We start from the raw sequence: 16,022 nt of genomic DNA on the forward strand, positions 1-16,022 counted from the left end.
CTGATGTCTCGAAGAGAAAGGGTCAGCCGTGCGCCGCGCCGTGGGGGCGCAGCAGGTCGAGGATGTGGCGCTTCACGTCATTGAAGCGCGGGGAGGTGATGTCGCGCGGGCGGGGCAAATCGAGTTCGATCATCTCGGCGATGCGGCCGGGTCGGGCCGACATGACCGCCACATGGGTGCCAAGGGTGAGCGCCTCGTCGATGCCGTGGGTGACAAAGACGATGGTGCCCTTGTGCTCTTCCCAGATGCGCACCAGCTCGTTCTGCATGTCCATGCGCGTCTGCTCATCGAGCGCGCCGAAGGGCTCGTCCATGAGGATGACGCCGGGGTTCATGAGCAGGGCACGGGCGATGCCGACGCGCTGGTTCATGCCGCCTGAAAGCTCGGAGGGATAATGGTTCTCGAACCCCCTGAGCCCCACCATGTCGATATAGATCTGCGCCTTGTCGCGCCGCTCGCCCTTCTGGGCGCCACGCATCTTCAGGTGGAAGGCGACATTCTCCCATACCGGCAGCCAGGGCATGAGATTGGCTTGCTGGAAGACGACGCCGCGGTCCGCCCCCGGCGCCGCCACCACCTGCCCGTCCACCTTCACCGTGCCGGTGGAAGGCTTGTCGAAGCCGGCGATCATGTTGAGCAGAGTGGACTTGCCGCAGCCCGAGGGGCCGAGCAGGCACAGGAATTCGTTGCGCTTCACCGTCACGTCCACGTTGGACAGAGCGGTGACGTCGGTCTTGCGCTTGGCGTCCTTGAATATCTTGGAAACGCCGGAAATCTCGATGGTGGCCATCTGATCAGCCCTCCGAGCCGCTGAGGGTCGTGCCCTGCTGCCAGCGCAGCACGCGGGCGGAGATGAGGCGGATGAGGAGATCGCTCAGGTAACCGAGCAGGCCGATGGAGGCCATGGCGGCGAGCACGATGTCGTAGCGCAGGAAGTAATAGCTGTCCCACAGCACGTAGCCGACGCCGCTCTTCACCGCGACCATCTCCGCCGTCACCGTCAGCATCCAGGCCGATCCGATGCCGATGCGCAGACCCGCGAAGATCGAGGGCATGGCGGCGGGCAGCACGATGAAGCGCAGCAGCTGCCGCTGGCCGCCGCCCACCATGGCGCCGGCGCGGATGAGATTGCGGTCCACCGTCTTCACGCCATGGATGGTGTTGAGCAGGATGGGAAAGAAGGCACCGAGGAAAACCAGGAAGATGGCCGGCTTGTCGGCGATGCCGAACCAGATGATGGCGAGCGGGATCCACGACACGGGCGGGATGGGCCGCAGCATCTGCAGGGTCGGCTCGATGGTCACCTCGATGAAGCGCGACCAGCCGATGGCCACCCCGAGGAACACCGCCATGACGGTGGCGATGCCGAAGCCCGCCGCCACGCGCCAGGTGCTGGCCATCACGTCGAAGATCCAATGACCGGCATAGGACTGGGTATTGCCGTCAATGTCGAATACCCAGTCCAGCCAGGCCCATGCCACGGCGGAGGGCGCCGGCAGGAGCGCCGGCGGCAGGGCGCCGGAGCGGGAGAACATCTCCCAGCCGGCGAGGATGAGAACCGGAACGACAAAGCGTTCCGGCCTCCAGCTCCGCAGCAGCATGGCCATGGTGGTGCGTCCGCCCGTCAGTAGCCGAGTTCGGTCTTGGGCTTGCCGGTGGCCGCCTCAAGGAACTGGTAGTTCAGGTTCTTCTCCACCTGCGCGGAGACGTCGTTGGAGATGTACTTGAGGTCGCGCATCATGGTGGCGATGGCGAGCGCCTCCTTGCGGTACATCTTGTAGTCCGGCATCAGGTTGTTGATCGCACCTTCCGCCACCGTCTTGTCGAGGCCCGTCACCTTCGTGATGACGCCGACCCACAGCGGCTTGTCCTGCGCGATCTTGTTGTCGATATCGACGATGGCCTTGACGGTGGACTCAAGCCCCTTGGGGTTGGCGGCCACCACGTCCGAACGGGTGAGCATCAGATTGGTGAGGTTGCCGGCCGCCTGATCATAGGGATAGGCGAAGAGCTTCGCCGCATTGGCCTGCACGATCTGGGTGGCGAAGGGCTCCACGGTGCAGATCAGCTCCACCTCGCCCCGGCGCAGCGCCTGAATGTGGTCGGACGGGTTCGGGATATTGATGAACTGCACGTCCTTGTTGACGTCGATGCCATGCTTGGCGAAGGCGCCGCGCATGTGGATGTCCTGCGCATTGCCGCGGGAGGCGGCGACGCGGAAGGGCTTGCCCTCGGCCTTGTACTTGGCGATCAGCGCCTTGAGGCCGTCCCAGTCATTCTCCTTCAGGGGCAGGTCGTTCTGCACCACGATCTGCGAGCCGCCTTCCACCTGCCCGGAGATGGCCACCACGTCAAAACCCTTGTCGAGGGCGGTGATGTAATGGAGGTAGGTCACCTGCGCGACATCGATGCTCTTGGAGAGCAGCGCGGTGAGCACGTCATTGCCGGTGTTGAAGCCGATGGCTTCCACCTTCGCGCCCTTGGCATAGTCCGGCACCAGCACCAGCGGGGTGCAGTGGGCGCACTTGGCATAGCCGAGCTTGATGGTGGGCTCGGACTGCGCGCGGGCATCGGTCTGCGCGACGGAGGCAACGCCCGCCACCACGGCGAGCGCGACAGCGATGCGGCTGAGCAAACGCTTCATGGAGATCCCCTGAATTGTCACCGGCCCGGCGGCGGTCTCCGCACGGCCCCTGAGGAAGTTGAATTCGGTATGCGATTTTTGTTTTCGTGCGTTTTTTCAATGATATATTCACGCAATGCTTCGGTTTGAAAGCCGCATTTATGGGCAAGTCGATTAAAAAAACGCCAGAGTTGCAAAATGGGCAGGGCGCAGAGGCGGATAGCGACCGGCCAGCCCGGCCGAAGGTGCGCGTCCGCTTCAAGCCGATGCGGCTCAAGCTCTCGGCGCAGGAGGCCAGCCGGCCGTTGCAGACCGCCTCGCTGCACGGCCAGCTTCTGGCCCGCCTGCGGGAGATGGTGCTCGATGGCGAGCTGCGCCCCGGCAGCCCGTTGCCCGAACGCATGCTGTGCGAGACCTTCGGCGTCTCCCGCACGCCCTTGCGCGAAGCCTTCAAGGTGCTCGCCACCGAAGGTCTGATCGAGCTGCGGCCGCACCGTACGCCGGTGGTGACGCCGGTGGATGCGGAGGAGATCGCCCACGTGTTCCAGCTCATGGAGGCGCTGGAGCAACTGGCGGGCCGCCTCGCCTGCACGCTCGCGCGGGACGAGGACATCGCCCGGTTGGAAGGGATGCATGCGGATCTTGTCGCCTTCCATCGCGACGAGCGGCGATCCGATTATTTCCGCCAGAACCAGCAGATCCACACGGAGATCACCCGCCTCGCGGCCAATCCCGTGCTGCTCGGCACCTGGAGCGCCATGAACGCCAAGATCTATCGCGCCCGCGCGCAGGCCAATTACGATCACGAGCGCTGGGACGCCTCGCTGACCGAGCATGAGGCCTTCATGGCCCTGCTGCGCGCCCGCGACGCGGCCGGCTTCGCTGCCTCGCTTGCCGATCATACCCGCCGCACGGGCACGGCCGTGCTCGCCAATCTCGCAAAGGCCGCCGCATGACCGCCACCCTCGCCGCCCCAGAGCCCTGCGACCTGCTGGTCCGCGCCCGCGCGGCGCTGGTCCTCGATGCCGATGGCACGGTGCTGTCCGATGTCGCGCTGGCGATCACCGGCAACCGCATCACCCATATCGGGCCTGCGGCGGAGACCGCCCGGCTGTTCGCGCCCCGGCAGACCGTCGGCTCGCCCGATCACCTGCTGATGCCGGGGCTGGTGAACACCCACAATCACACGCCCCTCATGGTGGTGCGCGGCATGGTGGAGGACGTGGGCTTTGCCCCGGCCTATACGCCCGGCATCCCCCAGGGCGACATGCTATCCGAGGAGGAGGCCTTCCTCCTCGCCCGTCTCGGCGCCTATGAGATGCTGCGCTTCGGCTCCACGACGGTGGTCGACTTCTATCGCCATCCCATGGCGCTCGCCGCCGCCGCCCACGAGATCGGCCTGCGCAGCTTCATTGGCGGCCGCATCATGGATGCGGACACGTCCGCCCTCGCCCGCCGCGAATGGCGCGCGGACCGGGACCAGGGCGAGCGCACCTTGCGCGAGGCGATGGATTTCGTTGCGGTCTGGTCCGGCCGTTCGGAGCTCATCTCGCCGATCCTTGGCCCGCATGCGCCGGATACGTGCTCGCCCGGCCTGCTGCGCCATGTGGCAGAGGTGGCCGAGGTGGGGCAGATGATCCTCAACACCCACCTCCACCAGTCCCCCATGGAGGTGGAGATCGTTCAGGCCCGCGACGGCAAGCGGCCGGTGGAACTGATGGACGAAGTGGGCCTGCTCGGCCCCCGCCTCATCGCAGGGCATTGCATCCACATGACCGAGAGCGACATGGCGTTGTTCGGGTCACGCGGCGCGGTCGTCGCCCATGTACCGGTGGGCAATGCGGCCCACGGCTCGGTGGCCAGCATGCGGGCGCTGGAGCGCGCGGGGGCACGCATCAGCCTCTGCACCGACACCAAGTCGGGCGACATGTTCGAGGCCATGCGCATGGCGATTGCCGCCACCCGCATTCGCGGCGAGGGTTTCACCGTCTCCTCCCACGATGTGCTGCGCTGGGCCGCCCACAATGGCGCCGCGGCGCTCGGGCTCGAAGGCGAGATCGGCGTGCTGAAGGTGGGGGCGCGGGCGGATCTGGTGCTGCTGGACACCCGCGCGCCGAACCTCGCCCCGCTCATCGACGGGCCGGGGCTCGTGGTTCACAGCGCCTCCGGCGGCAATGTGGACACGGTGGTGGTGGATGGCACAGTTCTGCTGGAAGGCGGCCGCCCCACCCGCTTCGACGGCGACGAGGTGGTCGCCGCCGCCCAGAAGGTGGCACGGGGGCTGTGGGAACGCGCCGGCCGCACGCCGCGCGTCAGCGCATAAGCGCCCGCACGCCATTCAACGCGCAGGCGCCTGCCGTCAGGCCGCGAGGCGGATGGGGCCGGTGCCGGCGCCCGTGGTCTCGATGGCCTTGGCGATCTCGGAGAGGTCGTCCGCCGTCAGTTCCAGCGTCGCGGCGTCCAGCCAGCCGTCCACCTGATCGGGCGAGCGGGCGCCTACGATGGCGCCGGTGACGCCCGGCCATGCCAGCGTCCAGGCCACTGCCACGGCGGCCACCGAGCTGTTGTGGCGGGCGGCGATGGGCTTCAGCGCATCGGCGAGCTTGAGGTTCCGGGTCAGGTTCTCGCCCTGATACTCGGCATTGCGCGAGCGCCAGTCGTCCGCCGGCAGTTGCGCCGCGCGCTCGGCCGTGAAGCGGCCGGTGAGCAGGCCGGACTGCATGGGGCTGTAGACGATGACGCCCGTGCCATGGGCGTGACACCAGGCGATCTCCGCCGCGCCCGCATCGCGGCGGATGGCCGAAAAGGGCGGCTGGAGCGTATCCACATGGCCCAGTGCCTCGGCGCGCTCCAGTTGCTCCACGCTGTGGTTGGAGAGGCCGACCGCCCGCACCTTGCCTTCCCGCTTGAGGTCCAGGAAGGCCTGCCAGTATTCCTCGATGGGTGAGCCGTCCTGCGCCGGCCAGTGCATCTGGTAGAGGTCGATGCGCTCCACCTGAAGGCGCTTGAGGGAGGCTTCCACCTCGCGCTTGATGCTCTCAGCCTTGCCAACGCGCTTGGGCAGCGCGGTGCGGTCCGCTTCATCCCACACGAGGCCGGCCTTGGTGAAGACATAGGGCCGCTCGGACAGAGGAATGTCCTTCAGCGCGGCGGCCACCACCTCCTCGGAATGGCCGAGGCCATAGACGGCGGCGGTGTCGATCCAGTTGATGCCGCGCGAGACGGCATGGCGGATGGCCGCCACGGAGGCGCTGTCATCCTGCGCGCCCCAGCCCACCGCCCAGTCCGGCCCGCCAATGGCCCAGGCGCCGAAGCCGACACGGGTGATGGCCATGTCGGTGCGGCCGAAGGGTCGGGTGGGAAAAGGCGTCTGCATTGCGCTCATGGGATCGTCCTTGCGTGGTTGCAGGGCTTGCCTGCCTTCGCTTGGCATTCAGCGGGGCGAAGATAGGAAGGCGGGCTGCCAACCGGGAGACTTCGCTGACCGAGCCGGTGCACTTTTGTGTCAACGCTCTTGCCAGCGCCGCAGAAACGCGAGCAAATCCCGGCCGGCATCTTGGCGCACCGGCGGCATACCGCACGTGACCGGCGGCACTTCCGGCGCGCCCAACGTCCTCAGGAGAGCGAAAGCATGGATCTGGGTCTCACAGGCAAGACCGCCGTCGTCATGGGCGCCAGCCGCGGCCTTGGCGCGGCGAGCGCGCGCACGCTGGCGCTGGAAGGCGCGCATGTGATCGCCGCCGCCCGCACGGTGGCGGACATCGAGAAGTGGCGCGCGGCCCTGCCGGCGGACGTTCAGGGACGGGTGGAAGCCATCCACCTTGACGGCGCCGACCTCGCCTCCATCGACGCGCTGGCCGATCATGTGCTGGCCAAGGGCGGCACGGACATTCTGGTGGGCAACACGGGCGGCCCGCCCCCCGGCGTCGCGGCCGAGATCACCCGCGACCAGTGGATCGCCAATTTCGCGCCCATGGCCGCGAACCTGTTCCACTTCGCCGGCCGCCTGCTGCCGAAGATGCGCGAGAAGGGCTGGGGCCGCATCGTCACCATCGCCTCCTCGGGCGTGGAGCAGCCCATCCCGAACCTCGCCCTGTCCAACGGCATCCGCGCGGCGGTGCTCGGATGGTCGAAGACGCTGGCGAGCGAAGTGGCCAAGGATGGCGTGACGGTGAACATCGTGATGCCCGGCCGCATCCTCACCGAGCGCATCGGCCAGCTCGATACGGCCAATGCCGCGAAACAGGGCAAGACCCGCGAGGAGATCGAAGCCGCCTCCAAGGCGCAGATCCCGGTCGGCCGCTATGGCGACCCGCAGGAATTCGCGGACATGGTCGCCTTCCTGTGCTCGGCCCGCGCGGCCTACGTCACGGGCAGCAAGATCCGCGTGGACGGCGGCCTGCTGCGCAACGTCTGATCCGGCGTCACCCGACGCCCTGGGCGTTCCCGGCAAGGTCCGGGGGCGCCTCAGTGAACGCCAGCGAGCACCCAGACGAGACCCAGCGCACACACCGCGCCGAAGATCACCCCGACCACGATGCACATGGGGAGCGCAGCCGCGCTCTCCTTCCTCAACATCGACATCTCGCCGCCCCTTCACTCCTCTCGCCCCGTCCGATTGCAACCGGGGCCGTGACATTCGGGCAAGGCGTGCAGCCGGCGAATCCCTGCTGCGAGCGCCCGCCCTTGGGTCATCATACTCTCACGGATATATGGCGCGAACGCGCCCGTCATTGATTTCCCGCAGAACTTCCGATTGCTTTGCTCCTGGACCACCCGCATGGGGTGGGCGTGCGCAGCCATCCAGATCGAGACCATGACCGACAGCGCCAAAACCTCCCCCGCCTCCCTGCCGTGCATTGCGGTTCTGGCCACGGGAGGCACCATTGCGGGCGCCGCCGATCCCCGCTCGGACGGCGGCTACAATGCCGGCGCCCTCTCCGCGGAAACGCTGCTCTCCGCCGTCCCCGGCATGGACCGGCAGGCGCGGATCGCGGCGGAGCAGGTGGCGGCCATCGGCAGCCAGGACATGAACGAGGCGGTCTGGCAGGCATTGGTGGCCCGAATCACCGCCCTTCAGGCGCAGGCGGACTTGGCCGGCATCGTCATCACCCATGGCACCGACACCATGGAGGAGACGGCGCTGCTGCTGGACCTCGCCACGCGAGGCGAAAAGCCGGTGGTGATGGTCGGTGCCATGCGCCCGGCCACCGCCGTCGGCGCCGAGGGCCCGCGCAACCTTCAGGCCGCCCTTCAGGTGGCGCTGGCGCCGCAGGCGCGGGGACGGGGCGTGATGGTCGTGCTCAATGACGCCATCCATGGCGCCCGCGATGTCACCAAGACCAGCACCACCGCCGTCGAAACCTTCCGCTCGCTGAACACCGGCCCGGCGGGCGCGGCCATCTTCGACAGCGTGACCTTCTTCCGGCCACCCGAGGCCCGGCTACATCTGCCTCTGCCTGCCAGCCCGCTGCCCCGGGTGGAGATCGTCTATGCCTATGCGGGCGCGGACGGACGGCCCGTGGAGGCCACCGTCGCGGCGGGGGCGCAAGGCATCGTTCTCGCGGGCGTGGGCGACGGGAATGCGCCGGCCGCCATGATGGACGCGCTGGCGGCGGCCGCGCGGTCGGGGGTTGCGATCGTCCGCGCCAGCCGCACCGCCTCCGGCCCGGTGGTGCGCAACATCGAGGTGGATGACGACCGCCTTGGCCTTGTCGCCTCAGGCTACCATACCCCCGCCAAGGCGCGCGTGCTGCTGCAACTGCTGCTGGCGAACGGACACCGGGACGTGACTGTGCTTCAAACGGCCTTCCGCGACCACGCTTTGCCTGACTGAGGTGCGGTCAGGCGCCAGACGCTATCGCGGCAGGCCGGAATAATAGACGACCAGTGCCTCGATTTCCGGCTCTGTGAGCGCGCGGCTCATGAAGCGCATATCCTGATGGCGGCGTGTGCCTTTCCGGAACGCAATGAGCTGGTTCCACAGGTAGCGGTCGTGCTGGCCGGCGAGGTGCGGCACTTCCACGTCGCGGGCATGACCATCAACGCCGTGACAGGGCGCGCACTGGCTCACCAGGGCATTGAGTTCATCCGGCCCGATCGTCTGCGCTCTGGCCGGGCCGCCCATCAGGACGGCCATGCCCATGGCCAGCAGGCCTCGCCCCATCCCGCATCGAACGCCTGCCATTGCACACCTCCCCGCTCCGGCGCCAAAGGCACCGGAGCCAAGAGGTAAGGCCGCGACGGACGGGCGGCAATCCGGGCTTTACCTTAAGGGGGTCTCAGGCGGCCTTCGTGGTGGTGTCCAGCGACAGCACGGATTCAAAACCCTCGAATTCCGGCGGGCCAATGTAGTTCACCTTGTTGGTACCGGCGTCCTTGTGCGCAGCGCGAAAGGCTTCAGACTTGGTCCAGCCCTCGAAATCCGCCTTGCTCGCCCAGTGGGTGTGAGAGGCGTAGAGGGTGTAGTCCTCCTTCTGCGGTCCCTTCAGCAGGTTGAAGGCGACGAAGCCCGGCACGGTGTGCAGATAGCTGTCGCGCTCGCGCCACACGCGCTCGAACTCGGCTTCGGACCCGTTCTTCACCTTGAAGCGGTTCATCGCGATGAACATGGAATGCTCCTTCCCGTCTCGAAAGTCCTGGCCCGCCCCTGTCACGGCGCGAACGATAAACTGATCCCATCATAGACCGGAAGCCGCGTCCTGTCGGAGCGGCTCCGTCCCTGGAGGCGCGGCGGATGCGCCCGCCCCGCCGCGCACAGGCGTCCTCAGCGGCGCCTACTTGGTGAGGGCCGCCGGCTTGCTGGACGCCACCTCGCCGCCGCCGAAACGGATGGTCACCGCCCCGCGCACGGTGAGGCCGGCGCTCGGCAGGAACTGCTGGTACTGCGTGTACTGCTCGTTCAGCAGGTTCTCCGCGCTCAGCGACATGCGCACATTTTCACTCGGCTGATAGCCGAGATAGACGTTCACGAGATTGAAGCTGGAGGTGGGCGCATAAACCGAGTTTGTGGGCAGGTCCGCCGCCGTCACCGCCGCCACCCACTGCCAGCGCAGCGAGAGGCTCAGCGTCTGGTCCGGCGAGCGCAGGCCGATGGTGGTCGCCACATTGTCCGGCTGGATGCTGGAGAGCGGCTGGTTGTCGCTCGTGTCCTTGCCCTCGCTCACGGTCGCCGAGATACCCGCGAACCACAGGCGGGCGTCATACATGCTCTCCAGCTCGAAGCCCTGCAGGCGGGCGGAGGCGATGTTCTGGTACTGCGCATAGGCCGTGGTGCCGAAGCGGGTGCGGCCGAACTGCACGAGCTCGATGAAGTCGCTCACGTCGTTGCGATAGACGTCCGCCTTGAGGCGCAGCTTGTCGCCCTTGGTGAGCAGGTCGTCGAACTTCAGGTTGACGCCGATTTCCTTGTTCTTGCCCACCTCCGGCTGGAGATTTGCATTAGGCAGGAAGCAGAAGGTGCCGATGCTGCCATCCGGGCAGGTGACGATGGGCATGGCCGGGGGATGGGCACCTGCCACCAATGTCTCGGTCACTGCGGGCGCGCGATAGCCCTCCGCGTACGTGCCATAGACGGTGAACCAGGGCAGCGGCGTGAGGCCGATGGTAAGCTTGGGCGAGAAGCGGTCGCCGCTGTTGGAGACGCCGTTGCCGTTCAGCGTATAGCTGTCGTAACGCACCGCCCCGATGGCCTCGAGCCAGGTGGAATAGTTCGCCTGCCACTGCACGAAGGCACCGCCGACGCCCCGCGTGCCCGAGGGATTGTAGCCGTCGCCGAAGCCGTAGCGGTCGATGTTGCTCACGTCGTCATGGAAATAGTCGCCGCCGACCGTAACGGCGTTGCGCACCGGCCCGAGGGCGAAGCGCGTGGTGTTGTTGGCGTCGAAGCCCACCGTATCGATGGTGAAGCTGCGGGGATTGCCCACGTTTCCGGTCACCGTGCTGTTGGTGCCGGCGACCTTCACCTGATCCTGCTGCACCTGGTTCCAATAAACGGTGCTGCGCCAGTCGAACAGGTTGTTGTCCGGGTTCGAGTAATTGTAGCTGGCGCTCACCGTCCGGTTGGTGATGTCGGTGCCGTACTGGCTGGTGGTGGGCGTGGTGATCACGCTCGCCGAGCTGGTGGTGTAGGAGCTGTCGTAATTCAGCGCCGACAGCTTGATCTCGTGGAAATCCGCCGGGCGGATGGTGGCCTTGGCGATGCCGGTCCAGGTGGTGTTGGCGGTGCCGGGCACCTCATTGCCGTCGCCGTCGGAATAGTTGCCCTGGTCGCGATAGGTGCCGCCCCAGAACAGGTCGATGTTGGGACCAACGCGCGCCGCGCCGAAGGCCGAGCCGAAGCCCATGGGCCCGTTGGAGCCCATTTCGCCGGTGCCTTCCACACCCCAGGTCTGGCCGGGCTTCAGGATGTCGTTGGCATCCTTGGTGCGCATGGTGACGACACCGCCGATGGCGCCCGAACCGTAGATGTTGGACACGGGACCACGGATCACGTCCACGCCCGCCAACAACCCCGGCTCGACGAAGAAGGAGCCTGCGGAATTGGCATGGCCGAGCTGGGTGAAGTTCTGCCGCGCGCCGTCCACGATCACCGCCACGCGGCCGAAATCCTGAAGGCCGCGGATGTTCACGGATGTCTGGGTGCTGTTGCCGTTCTGGATGGCGGTCACGCCCGGCATGCCCCAGAAGACATCCGCCGTGCGGTCCGGCAGGTACTCCTGAAGCTGATCGAGCCGAACCGTGCTCACACCCGCCAGCGCGTTGATGGTGGAGATGGGCGTGTAGGTGGCCACCACGGTGATGGCATCAAGGGCGATCTCCCCGCCCGGCCCGGTGGTCATGGCCGGCTGGGACGAGGCGGGCCAGGATGCGGAGGACGATCCGGCTGGCGCCGTGGTGGCGGACTGCGCCGCCGCGGGTCCCGCCCAGGCGAGGCCTCCGGCGACCAGCGCAGCGCCGGCGACACTGGAAAGCCCCCGCGCGGCGGCGCGGCGGAACGGCCCCGATCCCTTCCGGCAGAGCGATACGGCGGAAACCGAACGCGCAGACGCGCGCGCTGTCAGGCGACCCATACACCATCTCCTGAAATGTCGAGCTGGCTACCACCCGGAACCGGGCTTGGCGGGCATGACCGACGCGCGCGGACCGCACGCAACTGACTCTCTGATTACTTGCAACAGACACCGATCCCTTAGAGACGGCGCCCGACAGGTCACAGGCCTGAGCCCGCGCCTTGAGAATACGGTGAACGAACGCCCGGCAGGCCCATGTCGATCACATTGTCATCAGATCCCGGCCCGACCGGATGGAACCCTTCCGGCCGCTTCACCAGGCTCTGACACGAAAGGGAGAAACGGCACGTTTCCGCCATGCAATCATGCAAGCGGAGCGCGCCCCCCCGACCGACGCGGCCCATGCCACGGCCACGAACAGGCTTTGGGTAGCGCCCGCATGACCGAGGGTCAAGTTGATTACCTCTAAACTAGAGCGGATGACAAAATAATCGATCCAACGTAACAGTATGCAACGTGGCGGGCGCAGTTAAGTTGGAAGAATTCGAAATGCAGAAACGGCACTCTCATTTCAGCTCATTGCTGTGCGGCATGTCCGCGAATGCGCGCGCCCTCGCCGGCACCCTCGCCGCGAGTGCCCTCTGCGCTCTGCTCGCCGTCACGCCCGCCGCCGCCCATCACGTGACCGACGCCAGTGGCCGCCGGGTGGAGGTGCGCGATACCGCCCATATCGTCTCCATCGGCAGCGCGGTGACCGAAATCCTCTTCGCCCTCGGCGTCGGCGAGCGGGTGGTGGCAGTGGACCAGACCAGCGTCTATCCGGAGGCGGCACGCAAGCTCCCCAACGTGGGCTACATGCGCGCCCTTTCGCCCGAGGGCGTCCTGTCGAAGACGCCGAGCGTCATCATTGCCAGCGAAGGGTCCGGCCCCCGCGAGGCCATAGAGGTGCTGTCCCACTCCTCCGTCCCCGTGGTGCTCATTCCCGATGGCCATTCGCAGGACGCCATCGTGCGCAAGATCGAGATGGTGGCCGATGCGGTCGGGATTCCGGAGAAGGGGCAGGAGCTCGCCAATGCGGTGCGCTCCGATTTTCGCCAGCTCGCCCATGAGATCGCCACGCTGAAGCATCACCCCCGCGCGGTCTTCGTGCTCTCCACCGCAGGCGGCGCCCCCATCGTGGGCGGTGCCGGAACCAGCGCCGACGCCATGTTCCATCTCGCCGGCCTCGAGAATGCGGTGGCGGGCGTGAAGGGGTACAAGCCGGCGAGCGAGGAAGTCCTCCTCACCGCCCAGCCGGACGTGATCGTGGTGATGAGCGGCGGCGGCCAGCCCCTGCCGCCGGAGACGATCTTCGCCATTCCCGCCTTCCGGAATTCCCCGGCGGCGAAGCACAAGCGGCTCATCACCCTGCCGGGCTCCTATCTGCTCGGCTTCGGCCCACGCACGCCGGAAGCCGCGCTCGACCTCGCGCTGGCCGCCCGCGCCAATGCCAAGCTCGCACCGCTGCCGGTCCATTCCTGGTCCAGCGAGCCCAACCCGTGAGCCTCGCGGCGCTGAAGGCCACCGCCCCCGCGCATCCGAGGCGGCTGCGGCCGGCGGCGCCCGCCGGCCTTGTGGCCTGCGCGCTCCTTGCCGCCCTCGCCTTCCTCGCGGCTCTGGCGGTCGGCGCCGTGAGCATCAGCCCCGGCCGGGTGCTGGAGATCCTCGCGGGGGCCTTCTCCACGCATGCGGACGAGGCAGGCGCCGCCATGCGCGAGCGCATCGTCGTGCTGGATATCCGCCTGCCCCGCGCCGTCCTCGGCCTTCTCACCGGGGCCGGCACGGCCATGGCCGGGGCGGTGATGCAGGGCGTGTTCCGCAATCCGCTGGCCGATCCCGGCCTCGTGGGCGTCGCCCCCGGCGCGGCGCTGGCGGCAGTGTCCTTCTTCGTCCTCGGCGCGCCGCTCGTCGCCCTCCTACCGCCGCTGGCGCAGACGTTGGCCCTGCCGCTCTGCGCCTTTGCCGGCAGTCTGATCACCACCCTCCTCATCGCCCGCCTGTCCATGCGCGAGGGGGCCATGTCGGTGGCGACATTGCTGTTCTCGGGCCTCGCGCTCGGGGCGTTGGCCAGCGCCGGGACGGGCCTTCTGGTCTTCATCTCGAGCGAGCAGCAGTCGCGGGAATTCGTCTTCTGGACCCTCGGGAGCCTCGGCGGCGCCACATGGCCGAAGGTGGCCCTCGTCGCGCCCTTCGTCGGTTTTCTGGTGGTATGCGCGCCCGTCCTGGCGCGCGGGCTCGATGCGCTGGCGCTCGGGGAGGCGGAAGCCTTTCATGTGGGCGTGCCGGTGGAGCGGCTGAAGCGCCTCGCCATCATCGCGGTCGCGGCGGGCGTCGGCGCCTGCGTCGCCGCGGCAGGCGTCATCGGCTTCATCGGGCTCGTGGTGCCGCATCTCGTGCGCATGTGGCTGGGGCCGGGACATCGCGTGCTCCTGCCCGCGTCCGCTTTGCTCGGTGCCGCCGTCCTCATCGCCGCCGACATCTGCGCCCGCATCGCTGTGGCCCCGGCCGAACTGCCGCTGGGCGTCGTCACGGCGCTGGTCGGCGCGCCGTTCTTCCTCTGGCTGCTCCTGCGCCGCCGCATGATCGGGTGACGCCGTGGATCCGACCCAAGCGTATCAGGCCGAAGCCGCCAGCCTTATCCGTCAGGGGCGCGCCCTCGTGCGAGACGTCTCTCTCAGCCTCACGCCCGGCACCGTCACCGTCATCGTCGGCCCAAACGGCGCGGGCAAATCGAGCCTGCTCAAGCTGCTGGCCGGCGAGGTGAAGCCCAGTTCCGGGCGCGTGACACTCGACGGCACCGACATCCGCACGCTCAGCCCGGCCGCCCTCGCCCGACGACGGGCGGTGTTGCCCCAGTCGAGCGAGGTCGCCTTTCCCTTCCGCGTCGAGGAAGTGGTGGCCATTGGCCTTCTCGGCGATCAGCCGTCTGCGCGGGCGCGCGTGGAGCGCGTGCTGGAGCAGGTGGACCTGCCGGGCTTTGCGGCGCGCACCTATGACAGCCTCTCCGGCGGGGAGCGCCAGCGGGTGCAACTCGCGCGTGCTCTCGCACAGCTGGAGGTGATGGCCCCCGACCAGCCCGGCTATCTGCTGCTGGACGAGCCCACCGCGAGCCTCGATCTCGCCCATCAGTTGCTGGTGCTGCGGCACGCCCGCCGGCATGCGGAACAGGGTGGCGCGGTCCTCGCCATCCTGCATGATCTCAATCTCGCGGCCATGGCGGCGGATCGGCTCGTGGTGCTGGTGCAGGGCGCCATCGTCGCCGAGGGACCGCCGGCCGAAATCATGACCGACGCCATCATCGGCGCGAGCTTCGGCGTGGCCGCACGGGTCAATGCGGTGCCGGACGGACCCTTCCTGCTGCCGCAGACCGTCGCCGCCGCCTGATCAGACGACGACCCGCGCGTCCAGGTTCAGAACCGCACGGGCAAGGCTGTAGGGCGCCAGCATCGAGGTCTTCGGATTGTCCGGCAGCGGGCGGCCTTCCATCGTCACCGACATGCGCCCGAAGGCGCCCTCCGCCTCGATCGTGTGGCGATTTCCCGTCACCGCCGGATCGGCCATGAGCGTCACCTGCGTCCCGTCAAAGCCGAGCCCGGCCAGCGCAATGGCCGCCACCACATTGGCATTCTGCGGGAAGGCGAGGGCCGCCTCCCGTGCGGTGCCGGTGAAGATCGCGGCGGCCGCGGTGAGTGCCGACAGATCGGCCACCCGCTCGGCGGGCGTGCCGAGCCATGCGGCCGGGGGCTTGCGCGAGACATAGCGTACCGACGAAAGGCCAGCCCGCCGGGCCGCCGCCAGCGCATCAAGCCCGCCCACGGCACCCGCTGGGATCACAAGCCGCCCACCGCCAGCTGCTGCCGCCCGCAGGCGTGTCTCCAGCCCCGGATCGGCCAGCGCGCCCACGGCCGCGACAACAAGATCCCGACCCGCCGCGAGGATGCCGGGCCCGTGGGCCTGGAGCGCCCCATGCCCCGCGCATTCCGCCACCACGGTCACGCCGCTGGCGAGGAAATCAGCCAGGGTCTCGGCCACCGTAACATCGGCCGGCAGAGCCGCCCGTACCCGTTCTGCGCCGCCGGGCCGGGCCAGAACCGCGCCAAGCGCCGCGCCTTCCTGCGCCAACACGCCGCGGAGCGCGCCCGCCATGGCGCCATGACCCACGATGCCGATCTTCATGCGCAACGCCTCCGCCGCTCCGGCGCAATATCACCCAGACAAGATCGCAGGCAGAAACCCCAGGTTGCCAAACGTGCAGCGCAAACCATAGTTGCGATTCGTGGATGCATTAAATCTTTGCTTGCAATGCTTGATTTGGGTCAACGCCCGTTGTGTTCGGCGTCTCTAGTATT

15 protein-coding genes are annotated in these 16,022 nt (G+C 68.0%); 7 read left to right on the forward strand and 8 right to left on the reverse strand.

Translation table 11 applies throughout. The features are described 5' to 3' along the window. Window positions 1-22: 22 nt before the first annotated feature. The 3 genes from DFO45_RS22175 to DFO45_RS22185 are packed head-to-tail and all read right to left on the reverse strand — an operon-like array spanning window position 23 to window position 2,644. Window positions 23-790, reverse strand: coding sequence for an ABC transporter ATP-binding protein (locus DFO45_RS22175; protein ID WP_012172893.1), 768 nt, complete (start codon window positions 788-790; stop codon window positions 23-25). 4 nt (window positions 791-794) lie between these two features. After that, window positions 795-1,607, reverse strand: coding sequence for an ABC transporter permease (locus DFO45_RS22180; protein ID WP_012172894.1), 813 nt, complete (start codon window positions 1,605-1,607; stop codon window positions 795-797). A gap of 17 nt (window positions 1,608-1,624) precedes the next feature. Then, window positions 1,625-2,644 (reverse strand): ABC transporter substrate-binding protein, encoded by a 1,020-nt coding sequence (locus tag DFO45_RS22185; protein WP_012172895.1) that lies wholly within the window; start codon window positions 2,642-2,644, stop codon window positions 1,625-1,627. 170 nt (window positions 2,645-2,814) lie between these two features. Between DFO45_RS22185 and DFO45_RS22190 the strand changes: the two genes are divergently transcribed. After that, a complete protein-coding gene (locus DFO45_RS22190) occupies window positions 2,815-3,579 on the forward strand; it encodes a GntR family transcriptional regulator (protein ID WP_348633849.1) in 765 nt (254 codons plus the stop codon). Next, window positions 3,576-4,946 (forward strand): amidohydrolase family protein, encoded by a 1,371-nt coding sequence (locus DFO45_RS22195; RefSeq protein WP_133866563.1) that lies wholly within the window; start codon window positions 3,576-3,578, stop codon window positions 4,944-4,946. Before DFO45_RS22190 ends, DFO45_RS22195 begins: the two co-directional genes overlap by 4 nt. A gap of 36 nt (window positions 4,947-4,982) precedes the next feature. Here DFO45_RS22195 and DFO45_RS22200 read toward each other — a convergent pair whose 3' ends face one another. Continuing rightward, window positions 4,983-6,008, reverse strand: a complete 1,026-nt coding sequence (locus DFO45_RS22200) for an aldo/keto reductase (protein WP_245518223.1) — start codon at window positions 6,006-6,008, stop codon at window positions 4,983-4,985. Between the two features lie 246 nt (window positions 6,009-6,254). Here DFO45_RS22200 and DFO45_RS22205 point away from each other — a divergent pair, with 246 nt between their 5' ends. Together DFO45_RS22205 and DFO45_RS22210 are read left to right on the forward strand one after the other, a co-directional pair. Then, window positions 6,255-7,040: an SDR family oxidoreductase gene (locus DFO45_RS22205; protein WP_012172899.1), complete on the forward strand. Its 786-nt coding sequence runs from the start codon at window positions 6,255-6,257 to the stop codon at window positions 7,038-7,040. 363 nt (window positions 7,041-7,403) lie between these two features. Then, window positions 7,404-8,459, forward strand: a complete 1,056-nt coding sequence (locus DFO45_RS22210; protein ID WP_208299851.1) for an asparaginase — start codon at window positions 7,404-7,406, stop codon at window positions 8,457-8,459. Window positions 8,460-8,480: 21 nt separating this feature from the next. On the opposite strand, the gene DFO45_RS22215 is transcribed toward DFO45_RS22210, so the two are convergent. From DFO45_RS22215 to DFO45_RS22225, 3 genes are all read right to left on the reverse strand, one after another. Continuing rightward, complete coding sequence (locus DFO45_RS22215; protein ID WP_166657225.1) at window positions 8,481-8,768, reverse strand: c-type cytochrome; 288 nt, start codon at window positions 8,766-8,768, stop codon at window positions 8,481-8,483. 136 nt (window positions 8,769-8,904) lie between these two features. After that, window positions 8,905-9,234: an antibiotic biosynthesis monooxygenase gene (locus DFO45_RS22220; protein ID WP_012172903.1), complete on the reverse strand. Its 330-nt coding sequence runs from the start codon at window positions 9,232-9,234 to the stop codon at window positions 8,905-8,907. 165 nt (window positions 9,235-9,399) lie between these two features. Then, complete coding sequence (locus tag DFO45_RS22225; RefSeq protein WP_133866565.1) at window positions 9,400-11,694, reverse strand: TonB-dependent hemoglobin/transferrin/lactoferrin family receptor; 2,295 nt, start codon at window positions 11,692-11,694, stop codon at window positions 9,400-9,402. Window positions 11,695-12,225: 531 nt separating this feature from the next. Between DFO45_RS22225 and DFO45_RS22230 the strand changes: the two genes are divergently transcribed. The 3 genes from DFO45_RS22230 to DFO45_RS22240 are packed head-to-tail and all read left to right on the forward strand — an operon-like array spanning window position 12,226 to window position 15,057. Beyond that, on the forward strand, window positions 12,226-13,176 hold the full coding sequence (locus DFO45_RS22230; RefSeq protein WP_166657226.1) for an ABC transporter substrate-binding protein: 951 nt from the start codon (window positions 12,226-12,228) through the stop codon (window positions 13,174-13,176). Next, window positions 13,173-14,264, forward strand: a complete 1,092-nt coding sequence (locus tag DFO45_RS22235; RefSeq protein ID WP_133866567.1) for an iron ABC transporter permease — start codon at window positions 13,173-13,175, stop codon at window positions 14,262-14,264. The genes DFO45_RS22230 and DFO45_RS22235 overlap by 4 nt, the downstream gene beginning before the upstream one ends. 4 nt (window positions 14,265-14,268) lie before the next feature. Further along, on the forward strand, window positions 14,269-15,057 hold the full coding sequence (locus DFO45_RS22240; RefSeq protein ID WP_133866568.1) for a heme ABC transporter ATP-binding protein: 789 nt from the start codon (window positions 14,269-14,271) through the stop codon (window positions 15,055-15,057). On the opposite strand, the gene DFO45_RS22245 is transcribed toward DFO45_RS22240, so the two are convergent. Then, a complete protein-coding gene (locus DFO45_RS22245; protein WP_133866569.1) occupies window positions 15,058-15,849 on the reverse strand; it encodes an aspartate dehydrogenase in 792 nt (263 codons plus the stop codon). Window positions 15,850-16,022 lie beyond the last annotated feature (173 nt).

Origin of the sequence: Azorhizobium sp. AG788 (assembly GCF_004364705.1) — a bacterium.
GTDB lineage: Bacteria > Pseudomonadota > Alphaproteobacteria > Rhizobiales > Xanthobacteraceae > Azorhizobium > Azorhizobium caulinodans.